The 17,404-nt window shown below is 74.9% G+C and carries 20 protein-coding genes; 10 read left to right on the top strand and 10 right to left on the bottom strand.

Annotation, left to right across the window (positions count from 1 at the left end; genetic code table 11):
• Positions 1 to 125: 125 nt before the first annotated feature.
• Positions 126 to 1,325 carry an MFS transporter gene (locus ACPZVR_RS23160; protein ID WP_436702046.1) on the top strand — a complete coding sequence of 400 codons (1,200 nt, stop codon included), beginning with the start codon at positions 126 to 128 and terminating at the stop codon, positions 1,323 to 1,325.
• Between the two features lie 14 nt (positions 1,326 to 1,339).
• On the opposite strand, the gene ACPZVR_RS23155 is transcribed toward ACPZVR_RS23160, so the two are convergent.
• The 7 genes from ACPZVR_RS23155 to ACPZVR_RS23125 all read right to left on the bottom strand — a co-directional run bounded on the left by ACPZVR_RS23155 (position 1,340) and on the right by ACPZVR_RS23125 (position 6,900).
• Positions 1,340 to 2,842 carry a sodium/solute symporter gene (locus tag ACPZVR_RS23155; RefSeq protein WP_436702045.1) on the bottom strand — a complete coding sequence of 501 codons (1,503 nt, stop codon included), beginning with the start codon at positions 2,840 to 2,842 and terminating at the stop codon, positions 1,340 to 1,342.
• The gene (locus ACPZVR_RS23150) at positions 2,839 to 3,255 is read right to left on the bottom strand and encodes a hypothetical protein (RefSeq protein ID WP_436702044.1); all 417 of its coding nucleotides are present in this window, start codon (positions 3,253 to 3,255) and stop codon (positions 2,839 to 2,841) included. Before ACPZVR_RS23150 ends, ACPZVR_RS23155 begins: the two co-directional genes overlap by 4 nt.
• Complete coding sequence (locus tag ACPZVR_RS23145) at positions 3,252 to 4,004, bottom strand: LytR/AlgR family response regulator transcription factor (RefSeq protein WP_436702043.1); 753 nt, start codon at positions 4,002 to 4,004, stop codon at positions 3,252 to 3,254. The genes ACPZVR_RS23150 and ACPZVR_RS23145 overlap by 4 nt, the downstream gene beginning before the upstream one ends.
• Positions 4,001 to 5,122, bottom strand: coding sequence for a sensor histidine kinase (locus ACPZVR_RS23140; RefSeq protein WP_436702042.1), 1,122 nt, complete (start codon positions 5,120 to 5,122; stop codon positions 4,001 to 4,003). The genes ACPZVR_RS23145 and ACPZVR_RS23140 overlap by 4 nt, the downstream gene beginning before the upstream one ends.
• Before the next feature lie 119 nt (positions 5,123 to 5,241).
• Positions 5,242 to 6,177, bottom strand: a complete 936-nt coding sequence (locus ACPZVR_RS23135) for a class I SAM-dependent methyltransferase (protein WP_436702041.1) — start codon at positions 6,175 to 6,177, stop codon at positions 5,242 to 5,244.
• A gap of 61 nt (positions 6,178 to 6,238) precedes the next feature.
• Positions 6,239 to 6,607 (bottom strand): type II toxin-antitoxin system VapC family toxin, encoded by a 369-nt coding sequence (locus ACPZVR_RS23130; protein WP_436702040.1) that lies wholly within the window; start codon positions 6,605 to 6,607, stop codon positions 6,239 to 6,241.
• Between the two features lie 17 nt (positions 6,608 to 6,624).
• Positions 6,625 to 6,900 carry a type II toxin-antitoxin system VapB family antitoxin gene (locus ACPZVR_RS23125; RefSeq protein ID WP_436702039.1) on the bottom strand — a complete coding sequence of 92 codons (276 nt, stop codon included), beginning with the start codon at positions 6,898 to 6,900 and terminating at the stop codon, positions 6,625 to 6,627.
• Between the two features lie 74 nt (positions 6,901 to 6,974).
• On the opposite strand from ACPZVR_RS23125, the gene ACPZVR_RS23120 reads away from it, so the two are divergent.
• Positions 6,975 to 7,703: a Fic family protein gene (locus tag ACPZVR_RS23120; RefSeq protein WP_436702038.1), complete on the top strand. Its 729-nt coding sequence runs from the start codon at positions 6,975 to 6,977 to the stop codon at positions 7,701 to 7,703.
• Between the two features lie 325 nt (positions 7,704 to 8,028).
• Here the strand turns inward: ACPZVR_RS23120 and ACPZVR_RS23115 are convergent, their stop codons facing one another.
• Positions 8,029 to 8,838 (bottom strand): HAD family hydrolase, encoded by an 810-nt coding sequence (locus tag ACPZVR_RS23115; RefSeq protein ID WP_436702037.1) that lies wholly within the window; start codon positions 8,836 to 8,838, stop codon positions 8,029 to 8,031.
• Positions 8,839 to 8,939: 101 nt separating this feature from the next.
• On the opposite strand from ACPZVR_RS23115, the gene ssd reads away from it, so the two are divergent.
• The 7 genes from ssd (at position 8,940) to ACPZVR_RS23080 (ending at position 14,001) form a co-directional block, all read left to right on the top strand.
• Complete coding sequence (gene ssd, locus ACPZVR_RS23110) at positions 8,940 to 10,064, top strand: septum site-determining protein Ssd (protein ID WP_436702036.1); 1,125 nt, start codon at positions 8,940 to 8,942, stop codon at positions 10,062 to 10,064.
• Positions 10,061 to 11,248 (top strand): TadA family conjugal transfer-associated ATPase, encoded by a 1,188-nt coding sequence (locus tag ACPZVR_RS23105; RefSeq protein ID WP_436702035.1) that lies wholly within the window; start codon positions 10,061 to 10,063, stop codon positions 11,246 to 11,248. Before ssd ends, ACPZVR_RS23105 begins: the two co-directional genes overlap by 4 nt.
• Positions 11,249 to 11,250: 2 nt before the next feature.
• Complete coding sequence (locus tag ACPZVR_RS23100; protein ID WP_436702034.1) at positions 11,251 to 12,087, top strand: type II secretion system F family protein; 837 nt, start codon at positions 11,251 to 11,253, stop codon at positions 12,085 to 12,087.
• A complete protein-coding gene (locus ACPZVR_RS23095; RefSeq protein ID WP_436702033.1) occupies positions 12,080 to 12,841 on the top strand; it encodes a type II secretion system F family protein in 762 nt (253 codons plus the stop codon). Before ACPZVR_RS23100 ends, ACPZVR_RS23095 begins: the two co-directional genes overlap by 8 nt.
• Before the next feature lie 209 nt (positions 12,842 to 13,050).
• Positions 13,051 to 13,254, top strand: coding sequence for a DUF4244 domain-containing protein (locus tag ACPZVR_RS23090; RefSeq protein WP_436702032.1), 204 nt, complete (start codon positions 13,051 to 13,053; stop codon positions 13,252 to 13,254).
• Positions 13,255 to 13,288: 34 nt separating this feature from the next.
• Complete coding sequence (locus tag ACPZVR_RS23085) at positions 13,289 to 13,630, top strand: TadE family type IV pilus minor pilin (protein ID WP_436702031.1); 342 nt, start codon at positions 13,289 to 13,291, stop codon at positions 13,628 to 13,630.
• A complete protein-coding gene (locus tag ACPZVR_RS23080) occupies positions 13,627 to 14,001 on the top strand; it encodes an Rv3654c family TadE-like protein (protein WP_436702030.1) in 375 nt (124 codons plus the stop codon). Before ACPZVR_RS23085 ends, ACPZVR_RS23080 begins: the two co-directional genes overlap by 4 nt.
• A gap of 57 nt (positions 14,002 to 14,058) precedes the next feature.
• Here ACPZVR_RS23080 and ACPZVR_RS23075 read toward each other — a convergent pair whose 3' ends face one another.
• Together ACPZVR_RS23075 and ACPZVR_RS23070 are read right to left on the bottom strand one after the other, a co-directional pair.
• Complete coding sequence (locus ACPZVR_RS23075) at positions 14,059 to 14,367, bottom strand: hypothetical protein (protein WP_436702029.1); 309 nt, start codon at positions 14,365 to 14,367, stop codon at positions 14,059 to 14,061.
• 9 nt (positions 14,368 to 14,376) lie between these two features.
• A complete protein-coding gene (locus ACPZVR_RS23070; protein ID WP_436702028.1) occupies positions 14,377 to 16,755 on the bottom strand; it encodes a DEAD/DEAH box helicase in 2,379 nt (792 codons plus the stop codon).
• Positions 16,756 to 16,889: 134 nt separating this feature from the next.
• On the opposite strand from ACPZVR_RS23070, the gene ACPZVR_RS23065 reads away from it, so the two are divergent.
• A complete protein-coding gene (locus ACPZVR_RS23065) occupies positions 16,890 to 17,222 on the top strand; it encodes an STAS domain-containing protein (protein WP_436702027.1) in 333 nt (110 codons plus the stop codon).
• Positions 17,223 to 17,404 lie beyond the last annotated feature (182 nt).

Raw genomic sequence — 17,404 nt, 5'->3', positions numbered from 1 at the left:
GAGGCTCCCAGTATACCCGAGTTGCGCGGATAGCGCGCGTGTGCAACTATCGAATATGACGCGTGTGCAACTAATGCACGCGCTGACTATCTCCGTACGCCACGCCTCTGCCTCCAGGAAGACCCATGCCTGTCGCACTCCTCGCCCTCGCCATCGGCGGCTTCGGGATCGGCCTCACCGAGTTCGTGATCATGGGCCTGCTGCCCGAGGTCGCGGACGACTTCGCCGTCACCGAGACCACCGCCGGCTACCTCATCTCCGGCTACGCCCTCAGCGTCGCGGTCGGCGCCATCGGCCTGACCCTCGCCCTCACCCGGGTCCCGCGCAAGACCGCGCTGCTCGGCCTGATGGTGCTGTTCATCCTCGGCAACCTGATCTCCGCCGTCGCCGCGTCGTACGGCGTGATGATGACCGGCCGCGTCGTCGCGGCCCTGTGTCACGGCGCCTTCTTCGGCATCGGCTCGGTCGTCGCCGCGCAGCTGGTCGCCCCCGACCGCAAGGCCAGCGCCATCGCATTCATGTTCGGTGGCCTCACTCTGGCCAACGTCCTCGGCGTCCCGCTCGGCACGCTCCTCGGCCAGGCCGCCGGTTGGCGCTCGACCTTCTGGGCGATCACCGTCATCGGCGTCCTCGCGTTCGTCGGCATCGCCGCCCTCGTGCCCGCGGCCCGTGGCGCCGCGGCAGCCGGTACGCCGAGCGCGCGCTCCGAGCTGGCCGCCTTCCGCAGCCCCCAGGTCTGGCTCTCGATCACCGTCACCGTCCTCGGGTACGGCGGCATGTTCGGCGGCTTCACCTACATCGCGTTCACGCTCACCGAGGTGAGCGGCTTCGCGGCCGGTGCCGTGCCGTGGCTGCTGGTGCTCTTCGGCGTCGGCCTGTTCGCCGGCAACCTGGGGGGCGGTCGCGCCGCCGACCGTGACCTGGTCCGGACGCTGCTGATCGTCCTCGCCGCCCTCACCGCGGTGCTGGCCGCCTTCGCGCTCGTCGCGGGCAGCAAGCCGGCGACCGTCGTCGCGCTGCTGCTCATGGGCGGCGTCGGCTTCGCCACGGTGCCGGGCCTGCAGATGCGGGTCCTCCACTACGCCAGCGCCGCGCCGACCCTCGCCTCCGGCGCCAACATCGCCGCCTTCAACGTGGGCAACGCCCTCGGCGCCTGGCTCGGGGGTGTCACGCTCGCGGCCGGCCTCGGCTACACCTCGCCGCTCTGGGCGGGTGCGGCGATCACCCTGGCCGGGCTCGTCGTGCTCGCCGTCGCCGCGAAGGCGCCTGGTGGCGAGCTCCGCCCGGACGCCGGGGTCCCGGCCCCGACCGTCCTCGCGGCTTGAGCCGTCGACGGGGGTCAGCGGCCGAGCGACTCCGGCGTGTGCAGGCGGACCAGGAACCGGCGGGCGTGCGCCGGCTCCCGGTCGGCCGTCGCGAGCGAGACCACGACCATGACCGCCGCGGCGAGCGGCACGCTCCACGCGGCGGGCTGGCCCAGCGCGGCGCCGGCCCAGCCGCCGGGCGCGTAGCCCGCGAGCGTGGCGATCGCGGCCCCGCCCGCACCGAGTCCACCGGCGGCGAGGCCGGCGAGGGCGCCGGCGGCGGTCAGCCGTCGCCACCAGATGCCGAGCACGAGGAGGGGGCAGAAGGTCGAGGCCGCGACCGCGAACGCCAGTCCGACCGACTGGGCGACCCCGACGTTGCGCACCAGCAGCGCGGCGCCGATCGGGATCACGACCGCGACGACCGCCGCGAGCCGGAACGCGGCGACCCCGCCGCGCTGCTCCCCGAGCAGCCGGGTGGTGAGGTCCTGGGTGAGGACGCCGGAGACCGCGATCGCCAGCCCCGAAGAGGTGGAGAGGAAGGCCGCGAACGCGCCGGCGGTGACCAGGCCGGTGAGGAGGTCGCCCCCGAGCCCGTCGAGCATCAGCCGTGGCAGCTCCAGCACCAGGACGTCGGAGCGTCCCTCGGCGACCAGCGACCCGGCGTAGACGCGGCCGAGGGCGGCGTACACCGGTGGCCACAGGTAGAACAGCCCCAGCAGGGCGAGGACCACGACCGTGGTCCGGCGCGCGGCGCGGCCGTCGGGATTGGTGTAGAAGCGGACGACGACGTGCGGCAGTCCCATCGTGCCGAGGAAGAGCGCGGCGATGAGGGAGTACGTCGTGTAGAGACCGATCCCGCCGTCGCCCGCGACCGGCACGGACCACCCGTCGTCCCCCGCCGCGCCGCGCGGTCGACCGTCGCCCCACCACACGACGAGCAGGACCGCGACGGGGACGAGCAGCGCGGTCAGCTTGAGCCAGTACTGGAACGCCTGGACGAAGGTCACCGACCGCATCCCGCCGGAGGTGACGTTGGCGAGGACCACGCCCCCGACGACGACCGGGCCGGCCCATTCCGGCGCGCCGATCGCGGTGCGCAGGGTCAGCCCGGCGCCCTCGAACTGCGGGATCAGGTAGAGCCAGCCGATGCCGACCACGAGCAGCGAACAGGCCGCGCGGACGGTGCGCGAGCCGAGCCGCGCCTCGGCGAAGTCGGGCAGCGTGTAGGCGCCCGAGCGCCGCAGCGGCGCGGCGACGAGCACGAGCAGGACGAGATAGCCGGCCGTCCAGCCGACGGGGTACCAGAGCATGTCCGCACCGCCGACGAGCAGCAGTCCCGCGATGCCGAGGAAGGACGCCGCGGAGAGGTACTCCCCGCCGATCGCCGACGCGTTCAGGCCCGGCCGCACCGTGCGCGAGGCGACGAAGAAGTCGCTCGTCGTGCGCGAGAAGCGCAGTCCGTAGATGCCGATCGCCAGGGTCACCAAGGTGACCAGGACGACCGCCACGAGCCCAGGTACGGCGTCCGTGCTCATGGCTCGTCGCCCGCTGTCCGTGCGGGGTCGCTGCCCACGAGGTCGGCGAAGGCGCGCTCGTTTCGCTCGACCCGACGCACGTAGCGCCACGCGAGCAGCAGGAGGAAGGGGTGCGCCAGGACGCCCAGCAGCAGCCAGGGCAAGGGGATGCCGAGCGGTCGCGCGTCCGCCAGCCCCGGCGCGAGGTGGAAGACGAGCGGCAGCGCCCCGAGTGTCACCGCCAGCAGCCCCAGCATCCGGACCGCGAGGCCGAGCTGCTCGCGCAGCAGCGAGCGCAGGTAGACGTCGCCGAGGGCGGTCTGCTCGTGGACGTCGCCGAGCCGGCTCGACGGGCTCGAGCGACTGGACGGGCCCGCCGGGCTCCCCGCGGCCGGGTGCCGCGGCGGGCCGGTGACCCGCACCCGCTCCGTCATGACCCCGCGCGGGCCCGGCGGACGAGGACGTCGCGCAGGCCGCGGGTGTGCCGCCGGCTGACGGGGAGCTCGGTCGCGCCGATCCGCACCGAGGTGCGCCCCTCCTCCGTGCGGACCTCCGTGACATGGGCCAGCGCGACGAGGAGCGAGCGGTGGATCCGGTGGAAGCCGGCCTCGGCCCACTCCTCCTCGAGCGTCGTCAGCGGGACCCGCACGAGGTACGCCTCCCCGCCGGCGGTGTGCAGCCGCGCGTAGTCGCCCTGCGCCTCGACGTGCGTGATGTCGCCGCGGTCGACGAAGCGGGTGACGCCGCCCCGCTCCACCGCCACCTGGGTGTCCGTCGCGGGCTGGCGGGGGGACGCGCCGCCGAGGACGCGACGTACCGCTTCCGCGAGGCGCTCGGGCCGGACCGGCTTGAGGACGTAGTCGACGGCGCGCAGGTCGAAGGCGTCGACCGCGTGCTGCTCGTGCGCGGTCACGAACACGACCGGCGGTGGCTGCTTGAACCGGCCGAGGACCTCCGCCAGCTCGAGCCCGCTCAGCCCCGGCATCTGCACGTCGAGGAAGACGCAGTCGACCTCGCGCTCGCGCAGGACCCGCAGTCCCTCGGTCGCCGACGAGCAGGCGACGACCTCGGCGACCCGGTCGTCGGCCCGGAGGAGATAGCTCAGCTCGTCGAGCGCCGGCCGCTCGTCGTCGATCGCCAGGACCCGAAGGCCGGCCGCCCCGGGACCACCGCTCCCGCTCACACCGTCACCCCCGGCGCGAACTTCGGGACGCGCACGATCACCTTGGTCCCGGCCCCCGGTGCGGTCTCCACGACCAGACCGTAGTCGTCGCCGAAGGCGGCCCGCAGTCGCGCGTCCACGTTGCCCAGGCCCACCGAGTCGAGCGAGCTGTCCCCGGCGAGTGCCCGCCGGACCTTCTCCGGGTCCTCGCCCACGCCGTTGTCCTCGATCTCGAGGAGCGCCTCGTGGCCGCGGTCGTGGGCCAGGATCGTGAGCTGACCGGACTGCTCGACGCTCTCCAGTCCGTGCCGCACGGCGTTCTCGACGAGGGGCTGGATGCACAGGAACGGGACCACGACCGGCAGCACCTCCGGGGCCACGTTGAGCGTCACCTGGAGCCGGTCGCCGAACCGCGCCTGCTCCAGCAGGAGGTAGCGCTCGATCGAGCGCAGCTCCTCCGCGATCGTCGTGTACTCGCCGTGGCGGCGGAATGAGTACCGGGTGAAGTCGGCGAACTCGAGCAGCAGCTCGCGGGCCCGGTCCGGGTCGGTCCGCACGAAGCTCGCGATCGCGTTGAGCGAGTTGTAGACGAAGTGCGGGCTGATCTGCGCGCGCAGCGCCCGCACCTCCGCCTCGATCATCCGGTTGCGGTGGGCGTCGAGCTCGGCCAGCTCGAGCTGCCCCGACACCCACTCGGCCACCTCCTCCGTCGCCCGGACCAGGCCCGCCGTCGGCGACGGCGCGAACGCCTGCACGGTGCCGAGCATCCGTCCCTCGACGACCAGCGGGCTGGCCACGCCGATGCGGACCGGGCAGCCGCCGACGGCGCACCCGAGCTGCCCGCGGTCCACCGTGCGGGTGCTGCCCTTCTCGATCGCCAGCAGTCCCACGGCCGCCGCCTGGTCGACGTGGTGGCTGCCCAGTCCGTCCCACGCGAGCACCGCCTCGGTGTCGGTGATCGCCACGGCCGGCGTACCGAGCAGGTTGCGCAGGTGGCGTACGGCGCGCTCCGCGCTCTGCGTCGTCAGCCCCTCGCGCAGGGCGGGCGCGGCCAGGGAGGCCTGGTGCAGCGCCCGGAACGCCGCCCGGTCCGCCTCGCTCCCCAGCCGCCCGCGTCGCCACAGCCGGTCGGTCCGCATGGACTCATCATGCCCGCCCGGCCGGGCGTCGGGCGGGCCATCGTCGAGCGGACGGCGCGTGAGAGCGTCGGTGACCCGCCGCGGATCGGATCCCGCGCTCGCCCCACATCGGGACGGCGTCAGCGGAAGTCGATGAGCAGCATGCCGGAGTCGTCGTCGGCCGGGGGCTCGACGGCCGGGGCGAGCGCCACCGGGACGGTGTCCTCGCCGACCGGCTCCGGGCCCGAACCTCCCGGACCCTCCGCGCCGCTCTCGGCGGCGGGCTCCGCGGCCGGCGTACCGGTGGGCGCGGAGGTCTGGCGGATCGTCTTCGGCTGGATGCCGACGACCGCGCGGAAGCACTCGGTGACCCAGGGCAGCTGCATGCCGTCCATGCCGCGACCGAAGTCGTCGTAGAACGCGAGCACCTCGCGGACCTTCGACTCCTGCCCGGTGCGGTCCAGGCCGGCGACGTCGGGCAGCGAGCGCGCGAGGTCCTGCACCGACGAGCGGTCGATGACCTGCCACTGCTTGAAGGAGGCGTCCTCGGCCGGCCCGAAGTACGGCGACGACTCGACCGCGTCGCCGACGCCCGCGCCGATCGTGTGGCGGCCGATCAGGTTGCCGAGCCGCTTCACCCACGGGATCCGCTCGTCGCGGACGTTGCGCACGATCGCGAACGTGCCACCCCGCTTGAGGACCCGCGCGATCTCGGGCAGCGCCCGCTCGCTGTCGAACCACTCGTCGGCGTCCGCCGCGATCACCACGTCGTACGTCGCGTCCGCGGCGGGGATCTCCTCGGCCGCCGTCTGCGAGACCCGCAGCTCCGGCAGCCGGGTGCCGAGGCGGTCGAGCATCCGCGGGTCGGGGTCGGTCGCGTGCACGTCGTGCCCGAGCGCCACGAGGTGCTCGGTGAGTTTGCCCGTGCCGGCGCCCAGCTCGAGGACCGCGAGCGGCTCCTCGCCCGTCAGCCACGCGACGGCCTCGCGCGGGTAGCCGGGGCGGCCGCGGTCGTAGGCCTCGGCCACACTGCCGAAGCAGAGGCCCGGTGCGTCGGGAGTGGAGTCGGTAGCCATCGGAGCCGAGCGTACGGCCGGTGCGGCTCCGGATGGCGGAGGCACGCTGCGACCGGAGGGCTCAGACGGCGCGCAGGATGTCGGTGTGGGTGAAGTCGTCGCCCTTGAACAGCAAGGGCTCGCCGGTGGCCGCGGACAGCGCGTAGGCGAAGCAGTCGCCGAAGTTGAGCTTGGCGGGAGAGCCTGAGCCCTTGCCGTAGCGACGGAAGGCGATCCGGGCGGCCGTCGCGTGCTCCACGGTGACCGGCTCGATCGTGATGCCGAGGATGTCGACGAGCCGGTCGAGGTCGACCGTCGCACGCCGTCCTCCTCGTCCTTCGGCCACCATGGCTGCTTCGAACCAGTTGGCCGCCGAGATCCGCGACCGTCGGCTCCCGAGCAACTCGGTGAACAGCTCTCGCTCGGGCTCGTCGACCAGGATGGCGATCAATGCAGAAGTGTCGACGATCACGCAGGCAGGCCCGTCTCGGGGTCATAGAGGTCCCAATCGTCGAGGATCCGATCCTCTTCACCGGGGACTCGGGGTCGTTCCTGCCAGCGCAGGCTGATCGCGGTGGCCATGTCGATCCGGCGTCGTCGTTCCGCTTCGGCTGGATCGACCCCGTACTCCGCCAGGAGCCTCACCAGGGCCTCCTCGATCACACCGGTCTGGGACTTCCCCGTCAGCCGCGCAGCCTCGCGGGCGAGCTCGTGGACCCGGGGATTCTTGATGTTCAGGCTCATCGCCGACCTCCTGGGCCGATTCTACCTCTACACCTCCCATGTCTTCTACCCGTCTACCCTTCTACGCTTCCCCCGTGACCACCGACCCGCACGCCTGGCTGCTCTCCCTCGAGGGGATCCCCTCCGGCTTCGCCGGTGCCCGCGACGGCATCGACGTGGTGCTCCGTGACCGGGGTCTGCGCCGGACCGGTCCGGAGCTGACCGCCGAGTCGCTGCTGCGGGGTGCGCACGCCAGCGCGGTGCTGGAGGGATCCCGGTCGACCCTGGCGGAGGTCCGGGCCGGGGAGGGCGACGAGATCGCCGGCGACGCCGTCCGCCTCTCCACCGAGCTCCTGGCGCTGATGCCCGTCCTGCGCCGCCAGCCGCTCCAGGCGCTCGCCCGGATGCACACCCTCGTGGCGCGCGGCACGCTGCCCGACGAGCTCCTCGGCCGACCGCGCGACGGCGAGTCCGCCTCGCGGTTGCGAGGCATCGCCGAGCTGGTCACCGCCCCCACCGAGGCGCCCGCCCTCGCGGTGGCCTCGGTCGTCCATGCCGAGCTGGTCACCGCGGCGCCGTTCGGCTCCCACAACGGGATCGTCGCCCGGGCGGCCGAACGACTGGTCTCCGCGGCACGCGGCGTGGACGAGAAGTCGCTCGTCGTACCCGAGGCCGCGCATCTCGCGCTCCGCCCTCAGTACGAGTCGAACCTGCGCGGCTGGGCGAGCGGCAGTCCGGCGGGCATGCACGCCTGGCTGCTGTACGCCGTCGAGGCGTGGTCGGCCGCCGCCGAGGCGAGCCCGCTGGTCCGCGCGGCCGAGTAGCCGGCCCCCAGCGTGCCCGGCCCCGGGCCGGCGACACGCTCGGCCAGACAAATGCAGGTGGCACCCGAGGCTTGGTCGTCTCGGGTGCCACCGCTGACACGTGAACCGTGGCTACCAGGCGTGCACCATCAACAACTGCTCCGGAAGTCTTCCGAATGCCAGCGCCCAATTCAGAAGGGTAGATCGCCGCGTGGGTACCTGGATCACGTGTTGCTCTTGAGTTCTTGATGTCCTTTGTACGCCGCCTCGGAGCCACCTTCAAGGGTTGTCTTTTCGGCCGGGGAGGGGAACGCTGGCGGGTTGGGGGGACTTCTCCGCCGGCTGCTCAGGCGCCGAGAGAGCGGCGGCGGGTGCCGATCCACAGCGCCGCACCGGCCGCGACCACCCCACCGACCGCGAGCGCCGCGAGGGTCGGCTTCGGCGGCGGCAGGTGCAAGCGCGACTGCAGGGCCACGGGCCGGGTGAACACGAGGACCGGCCAGCCGTTGCCCGCCGCGACCTTGCGCAGCTCCTTGTCCGGGTTGACCGCGTGCGGGTGGCCGACCGCCTCCAGCATCGGCACGTCGGTGACCGAGTCGGAGTAGCCGTAGGAGCCCTCGAGGTCGTACCCCGCCGTCTCGGCCAGCGCGCGGATCGCGTTCGCCTTCTCCTCGGCATAGGCGTAGTACTCGATCTCCCCGGTGTAGCGGCCGTCCTCCACCTTGAGCCGGGTCGCGATCACCCGGTCGGCGCCGAGGAGCGCACCGATCGGCTCGACGACCTCGCTGCCGGACGTGGAGACGATGACGACGTCCCGCCCGGCGGCATGGTGCTCGTCGATGAGACGGACCGCCTCGTCGTACACGAGGGGGTCCACGACGTTGTGCAGGGTGTCCGCGACGATCTCGCGGACGGTCGCGACGTCCCAGCCGGCGCACAGCTGCGACATGAACTGCCGCATCTTCTCGACCTGGTCGTGGTCGGCGCCGCCGACCATGAAGACGAACTGGGCGTACGCCGAGCGCAGCACGGCCCGGCGCGAGATCAGGCCGCCGGCCTGGAACGGCTTGCTGAAGGCCAGCACGCTCGACTTGGCGATGATCGTCTTGTCGAGGTCGAAGAACGCGGCGGTGGGCGGCGTACCCGCGGAGGCCATGGCGCCCATCGTAGCCAGCCCCATCCGTCACACCCGTCGCCGTTCGTCCTCCACAGCTGCGGTGCTTCGCAGGTGTTCCCACAGGCCCGGGTGGGCGTCGCATGACGGTGCCGGTGGACGGCGACAACCTCCTCATGAACCGCAACCGATCCCCTCATCCCTCGCCCGCCCGCCCCGCGGACGTGCCTCCCCTGGTGGTGACCGCCGATGACGACCTGCTGGCCTCGCTGCTGCCGCTCGCGGCGGCCGCCGACGTCGCGCCGACGATCGCCCGCGACCCGCGGTCCGCCCTGACCACCTGGACCCGCGCGCCGGTCGTCCTCGTCGGCGCGGACCTCGCGACCGCCATGGCGCGGGTGGCGCCGGAGCTCCGGGCGCGCAGCTACGTCGTCACCGACGTCCGTCCGCCCGACCAGCTGTTCCGCACGGCCCTCGACCTCGGCGCCGAGAGCGTCATCGAGCTGCCGGGCTCGGCCGACTGGCTCGTCGAGCTGCTCGCCGACCTCACGGAGCGCCACCCCGAGCGGGCACACGTGATCGGCGTGATCGGCGGCACCGGAGGAGCCGGCGCGACCACGTTCGCGTGCGCGCTCGGCCAGTGGGCCGCCCGGTCCGGCGATGCCGTCGTCGTGGACTGCGACCCGCAGGGGCCCGGTCTGGACCGGATGCTCGGCCTCGAGCGCTCCGAGGGCTTCCGGTGGGACGCCCTGTGCCGGACGACGGGCCGACTCTCGGCGCGTTCGCTGCGCGAGGCGCTCCCCCGGCGGGGGACGCTCGGGGTGCTGTCCTGGTACGTCGACGGCCGCCCCCAGACGCTGCAGGCGTTCGCGGTGCGCGAGGCGCTGTCCGCGGCCCGCCGGGGCCACCGGGTGGTGGTCGTCGACCTCCCGCGATCGCCCGACCCGCTGGTCGACGAGGTCGCGGCGCGCTGCGACCAGCTGGTGGTCGTGACCGTCGGCAGCGTGGTGGGCGTGGCCGGCGCGGCGCGGATGCGTGCGCGGTTCGCCGACCACGCCGATCCCGGCGTCGTCCTGCGCGGCGAGGCCTTCGCCGCCGGGGAGGTGGCTCGCGCGGTCGGACTGCCGGTCCGGGCGCAGATGCGCGACCAGCGAGGACTCGCGGAGGCCGTCGACCTCGGCTTCGGGCCGCTGCGCTCGCTGCGCGGTCCGCTCGCTCGGGCCGCGGCGCGGGTGCTCGAGGCGCCGCTCGCCGAGGCCGCGGCATGACGTCCCCGGGCGATGCCTCCGCACGCACCGACGTGTCCGCGCTGGTCGAGGAGGTACGCGCCCGGCTGGCCCGCGAGCCCGGTGACCTCAGCCCCCACCGGGTGGCCCAGGCGCTGCGCGAGGCCGGTCGGCCCGTCGGCGACGCGACGGTCCTCGCGGTCTACGAGGCGCTGCGCCGCGACGTCATCGGCGCCGGTCCGCTGGAGCCGCTGCTCGGCCTGCCCGGCGTGACCGACGTGCTCGTCAACGGCCCGGGCCCGGTCCGGGTCGACCGCGGCGACGGCGTCGAGGTCACCGACGTCGTGCTGCCCTCGGAGGAGGCGTGTCGCCGCCTCGCCCAGCGGCTGGTGGCGAGCGGTGGTCGCCGGCTCGACGACGCCGCGCCCTGGGCCGACGTCCGGCTGCCCGACGGCACCCGCTGCCACGCGCTGCTCGCCCCGCTGGCCCAGCCCGGCACGGCGATCTCGTTGCGCATCCCGCGTCGCGGCGGGTTCAGCCTCGCCGAGCTGCGCGCCGCCGGGGCGCTCTCCGACGCGGGCGTCGAGGTCGTCGGGCGGGTCGTGGAGGCGCGGCTGGCGTTCCTCGTCACGGGCGGCACCGGCGGCGGCAAGACGACCTTGCTCTCGGCGCTCCTCGGCACCGTCGACCCGGCCGAGCGGATCGTGGTCGTCGAGGACGCCGCCGAGCTGCGTCCCGACCACCCGCAGGTCGTCGCGCTCGAGGCCCGCCCGGCCAACCTGGAGGGGGCGGGCGCGGTCGCGCTGCGCGACCTGGTGCGCCAGGCGCTGCGGATGCGGCCCGATCGGCTGGTCGTCGGCGAGGTCCGCGACGCCGCCGTCGTCGACCTCCTCGCCGCGATGAACACCGGGCACGAGGGCGGCTGCGGGACGCTGCACGCCAACTCCGCCGCCGACGTGCCCGCTCGCGTCGAGGCGCTCGCGCTCGGCGCGGGCCTGCCGCGCGAGGCGGCGCACAGCCAGCTCGCGGCCGGACTCGACGTCGTGCTCCATGTCCGGCGCGACCGCGGATCCGGCCGACGGCGACTCGGCGAGGTCGCCGTCCTGGTCCGCGGCCCGGACGGGATCGCCCGCACCGAGGTGGCCGTCGCCTTCGATGCCGGCGGCACCCCCACGGCCGGACCCGGGGCCCAGCGGCTGCTGGACCTGCTCGACGGGAGGAGGTGATGGTGGTCGTCGCCCTGGCGCTCGCTGCCGCGCTCGCGCTGATGCGGCCCGCTCCCGAGCGCCTCCCCGACCGGGCCGGGGCGGGCCCTCACTCCGGTCGTGACGGCCCGGGCGAGGTGGACCCGGACGTCGCCGGCGTCCCGGCCGGTCGGCGTCGCCGGCGTCTGACGGTCGTGGCTGTCGCGGTGGGCGCCGCGACGCTCCTGGGCCCCGGCTCCCTGCCGGGCCTGGTGCTCCCGCTCCTCGCGACGGCCGTCGTGGTCGCCGCCGTGCGGGCTCTCGCGGCGCGCCGTCGCGACCGTGCCGCGGCCCTCGTGCGTCTCCGGGTGGTCGACCTCTGCGACGCCCTGCGCGCCGAGCTCGCGGCCGGCCAGACCGCCGCCGGCGCCCTCGAGCGCGCGGCGACGGAATGGCCGCTGGTCGCACCCGCGGCCCGCGCGGCCCGCACCGGCGGCGACGTCGTGGCCGCGCTGCGCTCCCTCGCCGCGACCCCGGGTGCCGACGCCCTGCGCGTGGTGGCGGCCGCCTGGCATGTCGCGCATCGCACCGGGCACGGCCTGGCCGACACCCTGGGCCGAGTCGCGGCCGACCTGCGCGCCGGCGAGCGCACCCGCCGGATCGTCGCCGGTGAGCTCGCGTCCGCGCGCGCCACGGCCCGGCTGCTCGCGGCGCTGCCCGTCCTCGCCCTGGCCATGGGCTCCGGAGCCGGTGGCGACCCGCTCCGCTTCCTGCTCGGCCACCCGGCCGGGCTCGCGTGCCTCGCCGGCGGCCTGGCCGCCGGGTACGCCGGGCTCGCCTGGATCGCGGCGCTCGCCCGCGACGTCGACCGCCATGGCTGAGGCGTCCCTCGCCCTGCTCGTGACGGTGGCCCTGCTCCTCGGCCCGGCGCGCCGCCGTGGCGGTCCGGGCTGGCCCGCCGGAGCCGCGGAGGAGCGGCGTGGGGGACCGAGGGCCCTCGTCAGCGGGGAGGGCGAGGCGGAGGGTGACGGACTCCTGCGGCGCGGGCGCCTCGTCTGGGCACTGCTCGCCGGGGCCGGCGCGGCGGTGGTGCTCGGCGGGCCCCTGGCCGTCCCCGTCGGCGTCGTGGTCGCCCTGGTCGTCGGTACGACGGCCGGTCGCCTGGAGCCGCGCGCGGTCCGGCTGCGGCGTGCGGAGGTGCGGCGGGACCTGCCCCACGTCGTCACGCTGCTCGGCGCGGCCCTGCGCGCCGGTCAGGCGCCGGCCGAGGCCATCGAGCTGGTCTGCCGTGCCCTGCCCGGAGCGGCGTCCGCCCGGCTGTCCGGGGTCGCCGCGCGCCTCCGGCTCGGCGGCGACCCGGTCGCGACGTGGGCGCGGCTGGCCGACGACCCCGAGCTCGGTCCTCTCGGCCGCGCCCTCGCCCGCGCGCACCGCACCGGCGCCCCGGTGGTGGCGACCGTGGAGGGGCTGGCCGACGAGCTCGGTTCCCGAGCCCGGGCGGAGGTGGAGGACCGGGCCCGCGCGGTCGGTGTCCGCGCGGCCGTGCCGCTGGGCGTGTGCCTGCTGCCGGCGTTCCTGCTCCTGGGCATCGTCCCGCTGGCGGTGTCGCTCGCGGGCAGCATCGTGAGCGGCTGACCGGCCCGGACCTCGGAGGCGCCGGAGCCGGCCGCGGCGCTGATCAGCCGCCCCTCACGTCCCGACGGGGGCCGTCGATCCTCCCCAGGCCGAGGCCGGGCCGGACCTCGTCCACAGGCCCGAGGGCGTCGGCGTCCCGGGATCGGCCGGGCGGCGCACGATCGGGTCCGACAGCCGCATCGGGCGGCTGCAGACGAACGGAGAAGACCGTGCCACTGTCCACCTTCCGCCCCGCCGCCGCTCGCACGCGCACGGCAGACCAACGGGGCGTCACGACCGCGGAGTACGCCGTCGCGACCGCCGCGGGCGCCGGCTTCGCGGGGCTGCTCTACAAGCTGCTCAGCGGCGGCTTCGGCGACAAGCTGATCAAGACGCTGTTCGACCATGTCCTGGGCCTCCTCGGGCTGGGCTGACCCGGTCCGCCGTCCGACCCGGGAGCGGGGTGCGGTGACCGCCGAGCTGGCGCTCGCGCTGCCGATCCTCCTCGCGGTGACCGCTGGCCTCGTGTGGCTGCTCGCGGTCGCGATCGGCCAGGTCCGCACCGTCGACGCGGCCCGGGAGGCCGCTCGGGCCGTGGCTCGCGGCGACGACACCGGTGCGGCGGTCACGCTCGGCGAGCGCATCGCACCCGACGGGGTTCGGCTGACCGTGCGGCAGGTGGGGGATCGGATCGTCGTGCGGGCACGGGGCCGGATCAGCGGCCCCGGCGGGCTGTTCGCGGCGATGCCGGGTGCGACCCTGGACGCCGAGGCCGTCGCGATCGCCGAGGAGGAGGGCGGCGGGCCGTGACCGGGCCGGGCGAACGCGGTGCGGCGAGCGTCCTCACTCTCGCGATGGCGGGCGTCCTGCTCCTGGTCGGCGCGGCCGCCGGTGTCGTCGGCGCGATCGTGGTGGCGCAGCGCCGGGCCCAGGCCGCGGCCGACCTGGCCGCCCTGGCCGCGGCGACGGCGCTCGCGGGGCAGGTCGGCCATTCCGGGCGCGACCCCTGCGCGACCGCCGCGGAGGTCGCCGCGGACAACGGTGCCGAGCTGCACTCCTGCCGGACGGACGGGCATGAGGCGGAGGTGGCGGTCCGGGTCCGCGGGCCGCGGTGGCTCGGGCAGGACCAGGACCTGGTCGCGACCGCGCGCGCCGGTCCCGCCCTTCCCCGAGCGCCGTGATCCCGGGGCGGGGCCCGACCGGCCTCCTGCCGACAGCCCCGTGGGGCAGTCGTCGTGCTACTCGTCGTCGGCGAGCTCGTTGCGCCGACGCTCGAGCTCGACCTGGTCGAGCTTCTCGGAGAGCTCGGAGAGCCGCTTCTGCTCCTTGCGGCGCTTCCAGCCCTGTTTGGCGCCCGCCTTCATCATCCACAGGCCGGCCACGGAGAGGAGGGTGGAGACGGCACCCCAGAGCACCAGCGTCCCGGGAGCGACGTCCCAGTTCATGATCTCGGCGGAGCGGTGCGTGTAGTCGATGCTCGCCCCGAAGAAGCTGAGCACGAGCCCGAGGACGCCGACGACCAGCAGGACCAGTCCGAGCAGCAGCATGGCGGCAGGCTACTCCGAGTCGGCGGGCGCGGACGGCGCCTCGCGGAGCAGGACGTCGAGCAACGCGATGGCACCTGCCTTGTCGAGCGGGTCGTTGCCGTTGCCGCACTTGGGCGACTGGATGCACGACGGGCAGCCGGTCGCGCACTCGCAGGCCGCGATGGTCGCCCGGGTGGCGCGTAGCCAGGCGGCGGCGGTGCGGTAGCCGCGCTCGGCGAAGCCGGCACCGCCCGGGTGGCCGTCGTGGACGAAGACGGTGAGGACGCCGGTGTCCGGGTGCCGGGCCGTCGACACGCCTCCGATGTCCCAGCGGTCGCAGGTCGCGAAGAGCGGAAGGAGACCGATCGAGCAGTGCTCCGCGGCGTGGGCGGCACCCGGCAGGTCCGCCGGCGCGAGTCCGCCGGCGGTCGTCAGGTCGGCGACCAGGCGGTCGGGCACCGTCCACCACACCGCGGCCGTGGCGAGGGTGCGCGGTGGCAGGTCGAGCGGCCGCTCGTCGATCACCTCGCCGGTGCGGGCGCGGCGGCGCAGAAAGGAGGTGACCTGGCTGGTGACCTCGACCGTGCCGAGGGCGACGCGGCACGGTCCCCAGTCGACGTGCTCGCGCTCCTCGACGATCTCGATGTCCGTGACCTCGCGGGCGGTCGTCGTGTGGTCGACGTCGGCGCGGTGCAGGGTCGCGACGTGCTCGTCGAGGTCGAGCGAGTCGACGAGCCAGGTCTCGCCGCGGTGCAGGTAGACCGCGCCCTCGTGGGCGGTGCCGTGTGCCCGGCCGCCGTCGACGGTGCCGACGACCCGGCCGGTCCCGGCCTCGACCAGCTGCACCTGCGTGCCGCCGCTCGAGCGGATGTCGGCGAGGTCGGCGGCGCGGGCCCGGTCGGTCCAGTACCACCCGGCCGCGCGGCGCCGCAGCAGCCCGCGCTCGACCAGGGAGCCGAGCACCTCGCGCATCCGGGGACCGAACAGCTCGGCGTCGGCGACGGTCACCGGCAGCTCCTGCGCGGCGGCGCACAGGTGGGGGCCGAGGACGTAGGGGTTGTCGGTGTCGAACACGGTGCCCTCGACCGGCCGGCCGAGGAGCGCGTCGGGGTGGTGCACGAGGTAGGTGTCCAGCGGGTCGTCGCGCGCGACGAACAGGCCGAGGGCACCGCCGCCGTCGCGCCCGGCCCGCCCGACCTGCTGCCAGAACGCGGCGCGGGTGCCGGGGTAGCCGGTGACGACGACCGCGTCGAGCCCGCTGACGTCGATGCCGAGCTCGAGTGCGTTCGTGGCCGCCATGCCGAGCAGACGTCCGCTGCGCAGCTCCTGCTCCAGCGCCCGGCGCTCCTCCGGCAGGTAGCCGCCGCGGTAGGAGTCGATCCGCCCCGCGAGCGACGGGTCGACCTCCGTGACCAGCTCGCCCGCCCGCCGGGCCACGGTCTCCACACCGTGCCGCGAGCGCACGAACGCCAGCGTCCGGACGTCCTCGATGACGAGATCGGCGAGCAGGTCGGCGGTCTCGGCGGTCGCCGGCCGGCGCACGGGAGCGCCGTTCTCCCCCTCGAAGGCCGTCAGCGGCGGCTCCCACAGGCCGAGCTCGAGCGCCCCGCGCGGCGAGCCGTCCTCGGTCACGGCGGTCACGTCGAGCCCGGTCATCCGGCGAGCGGTCAGGTCGGGATCGGCGACCGTCGCCGAGGCCAGCACGAAGGTCGGTGACGCGCCGTGGGCGGCGCAGACCCGCCGCAGCCGCCGCAGGATCTGGGCGACATGGGCCCCGAAGACACCGCGGTAGTGGTGGCACTCGTCGACCACGACGTAGCGCAGGGAGCGGAAGAACGAGGTCCAACGCTCGTGGCCGGGCAGCAGCGAGCGATGGAGCATGTCGGGGTTCGACAGGACGTACTCCGCGTGGTCGCGGGTCCACTCCCGCTCCTCGGCGGTGCTGTCGCCGTCATGGGTCGCGACCCGGACGTCCAGGCCGAGGTCGCCGATGGCGGCCCACTGGTCGTGGGCGAGTGCCTTCGTCGGCGCGAGGTAGAGGACGGTGGCGCCGCGCTGCCCGCGAGGACCGCGGCTGGCGCGGATGGTGGACAGAGCCGGCAGGAGGTAGGCCAGCGACTTGCCCGACGCCGTGCCGGTCGCCACCACGACGTGCTCGCCCCGGTGCGCCGCCTCGGCGGCGGCCACCTGGTGCTGCCAGGGCACCACGACCCCGCGTCGGGCATAGGCCGCCACGACGTCCGGATCGGCCCATCCCGGCCACGCCGCGCAGGCCGCGGCCCGGGCGGGGACCCGCTCCCGATGGGTCAGCCGGTCCGCTCGCGAGGGCAGCGCGGTCAGCCGGTCCAGGAGCGCGCCCGGGTCGCGGCCCGCGACCGGGGCGACGTCGAGATCGGGCTGCGCGGTCATGCCCCGATTGTCCCCCGGACCCCCGACACGGGGTCGCAGGCATACCGACGGCATGTCCGCGCCTTGCGCGTGCGCGCGGTCGGCATGGTTTGATAAGTGCCACCAGACGTAGGTGAGCTATCCGGGGTGAGGTCGTGAATCTGACACTGTCGACGCGCGAGGTCGGTGGGCGCACCGTCGTTGCCGTGGGTGGCGAGATCGACGTCTACACCGCCCCGAAGCTGCGCGACACCATCACCGAGCTCGTCGCGGCGGGCACCTACGACATCGTCGTCGACATGCAGGCCGTCGAGTTCCTCGACTCCACGGGCCTGGGCGTCCTCGTCGGCGGGTTGAAGAAGGTCCGCGCGCACGACGGCTCGCTCGAGCTGGTCTGCAACGCCGACCGGTTGCTGAAGATCTTCAAGATCACCGGACTGGCCAAGGTCTTCGTCATCCACGAGTCCCCCGAGGCCGCCCTGGCCTGATGCCGCGAGCGCCCCGCTCGTTCCTCGCTCCCTACGGCTCCGGGCCGGCAACGTCCCACGTCGGCCGACACGTGGCCACCGACGGGCGCGGAAACCTCACGCTCCTGTGACTCCGGTCACAACCTCCATGTGTTCTACGCCACACTCTGCGTAGACTCCGGGCACGATCTCAGACCTGGCCC

The organism is Nocardioides segetis (genome assembly GCF_051390595.1).
Taxonomy (GTDB): domain Bacteria; phylum Actinomycetota; class Actinomycetes; order Propionibacteriales; family Nocardioidaceae; genus Nocardioides.
Note: the sequence above shows the minus strand (reverse complement) of the source record. Positions and strands in the feature narration are given on the sequence as shown.

Coding starts and splice junctions, on each gene's coding strand:
- ACPZVR_RS23160 (WP_436702046.1), top strand. CDS start 126: ATGCCTGTCGCACTCCTCGCCCTCGCCATCGGCGGCTTCGGGATCGGC.
- ACPZVR_RS23155 (WP_436702045.1), bottom strand. CDS start 2,842: ATGAGCACGGACGCCGTACCTGGGCTCGTGGCGGTCGTCCTGGTCACC.
- ACPZVR_RS23150 (WP_436702044.1), bottom strand. CDS start 3,255: ATGACGGAGCGGGTGCGGGTCACCGGCCCGCCGCGGCACCCGGCCGCG.
- ACPZVR_RS23140 (WP_436702042.1), bottom strand. CDS start 5,122: ATGCGGACCGACCGGCTGTGGCGACGCGGGCGGCTGGGGAGCGAGGCG.
- ACPZVR_RS23135 (WP_436702041.1), bottom strand. CDS start 6,177: ATGGCTACCGACTCCACTCCCGACGCACCGGGCCTCTGCTTCGGCAGT.
- ACPZVR_RS23125 (WP_436702039.1), bottom strand. CDS start 6,900: ATGAGCCTGAACATCAAGAATCCCCGGGTCCACGAGCTCGCCCGCGAG.
- ACPZVR_RS23115 (WP_436702037.1), bottom strand. CDS start 8,838: ATGGCCTCCGCGGGTACGCCGCCCACCGCCGCGTTCTTCGACCTCGAC.
- ssd (WP_436702036.1), top strand. CDS start 8,940: ATGACGGTGCCGGTGGACGGCGACAACCTCCTCATGAACCGCAACCGA.
- ACPZVR_RS23105 (WP_436702035.1), top strand. CDS start 10,061: ATGACGTCCCCGGGCGATGCCTCCGCACGCACCGACGTGTCCGCGCTG.
- ACPZVR_RS23095 (WP_436702033.1), top strand. CDS start 12,080: ATGGCTGAGGCGTCCCTCGCCCTGCTCGTGACGGTGGCCCTGCTCCTC.
- ACPZVR_RS23075 (WP_436702029.1), bottom strand. CDS start 14,367: ATGCTGCTGCTCGGACTGGTCCTGCTGGTCGTCGGCGTCCTCGGGCTC.
- ACPZVR_RS23070 (WP_436702028.1), bottom strand. CDS start 16,755: ATGACCGCGCAGCCCGATCTCGACGTCGCCCCGGTCGCGGGCCGCGAC.